This window comes from Nocardioides sp., assembly GCF_031397825.1.
Taxonomy (GTDB): Bacteria; Actinomycetota; Actinomycetes; order Propionibacteriales; family Nocardioidaceae; genus Nocardioides.
In genome coordinates, this window is record NZ_JANNML010000209.1 from 1 (window position 1) to 1,597 (window position 1,597).

Annotated in this window: 3 protein-coding genes; all 3 read left to right on the forward strand. The window is 69.8% G+C overall.

Going from position 1 to position 1,597, the window contains the following annotated elements:
- Positions 1-721 (forward strand): glycerophosphodiester phosphodiesterase family protein (locus RMN98_RS17710; RefSeq protein WP_309650139.1); only part of this gene is annotated, 721 nt, incomplete at its 5' end.
- A 70-nt stretch (positions 722-791) separates the two neighbouring features.
- The gene (locus tag RMN98_RS17715) at positions 792-1,193 is read left to right on the forward strand and encodes an ATP-binding protein (RefSeq protein ID WP_309650140.1); all 402 of its coding nucleotides are present in this window, start codon (positions 792-794) and stop codon (positions 1,191-1,193) included.
- Between the two features lie 34 nt (positions 1,194-1,227).
- On the forward strand, positions 1,228-1,597 hold a 370-nt coding region (locus RMN98_RS17720; protein ID WP_309650141.1), incomplete at its 3' end, for a DUF5926 family protein.

Genomic DNA, 1,597 nt, shown 5'->3' on the forward strand with positions numbered 1-1,597 from the left:
GCTCGCGGCCTACCTCAAGGCCATCGAGGAGGGGGCGGACGGCGTCGAGTGCGACGTCCGGCTGACCGCCGACGGCCACCTCGTCCTGGTTCACGACCGTCGTGTCGACCGCACCACCAACTCCCGCGGCGTGGTCTCCACGATGACGCTGTCGCAGCTCGACGCGCTGGATGCCTCGGCCTGGAAGCGTCCCTGGGCCGATCTCGACGACGAGGTCGAGCTCCCCGAGCGTGACGAAGCCGGTGTCCTCACGCTCAACAAGCTCATCGACGTCGTGCGCGACTACGACCGCACGATCGACGTGGCGATCGAGACCAAGCACCCCACCCGCTACGCCGGACTCGTCGAGCGGCGGGTGGTCGACCTGCTCGACGACGTCGGCTGGAACTACGCCGGGTCGCCGGCACGGGTGATGAGCTTCTCCGGGGTGGCGGTGACGCGGGTACGTCGACTCGCGCCCCAGCTGGAGACCGTCTTCCTCATCGAGGGAGCGGTTTCCTGGCGCGTCGCCCGGGGCATGTTGCTGGCTGGATCCATCGCCGGACCGGGTATCGCAGAGATCCGCGACAGGCCGAAGCTTGCTCGTAGACTCCGCGACGAAGGACACCGCATCCACGTCTGGGTGGTCAACACCGAGGACGACCTCAAGCGGTGTCTGGACCTGGGCGTCGAGGCCGTGATCACCGACACGCCTGGTCGTGTCCTTTCGTGGCTGGGCTGAGTTTGGGCGAGGGGTCTTTGGGGAGCATCTGACTAAGCGTCGACCGAGCGAGGCGAGAGAAGTGGCGGGGATGACCGAGCGCAAGGAGCAGGGGATGGACATCCGTGTCCCGTTCCAGGCTCCCTCCGCCTCCGTGGTCCGCCAAGAGCTCCGCTCGTGGCTCGAAGGCCAGGGGTTCACCGGCGAGCGGGTCGATGACGCCCGCGTCGTCGTCTCCGAGCTGGTGGGCAACTCCGTGCGTCACGCCGCACCGCTGCCCGTCAACGACCTCGTCGTGAGCTGGTCCCTCGAGGCCGACGACCTCGTCATCTCCGTCAGCGACGGTGGCAGCGCCTCACGGCCGCACGCGGTCGACGCCGACAACTCCGACATCTCCGGCCGTGGCCTGAGCATCGTGGATGCGCTCGTCAAGCAGTGGTGGGTCGAGGACAACCACGGTCAGACGACCGTGCACGTGCGCATCCCGCTCTGAGAGCTCCCCGCCTCCGCCTGTAGCCTCCAGCCCCATGGGCAAGCGAGCACGCGACAAGACACGTCAGCAGGCAGCTGAGTCGGCGACCCCGGCTCCCGAGGGGGTCTCACCCCGTCAGCCGTGCCCGTGCGGCTCCGGGCTGCGCTACCGCTCCTGCCACGGCAACGCGGCGGGCGCTCCGCCGCGCCTGGTCACCCGGCCCTTCGAGGGTCTGGCGTCCGAGTGCGACCTGGTCGCCCTGCGCGAGCTCGTCCCCGCCGCGACGGCCCCCCTCCCGCTCGCCACCCCCGGTGAGCGCGACGTGCTGCTGTGCACGCTGCTGCCGATGGCTGCTCCGGCCATGGTGCGCGAGGACGGCACCATCTGGCTCGGCCTCCAGGTCCAGCACTCGTACGGCGACCACG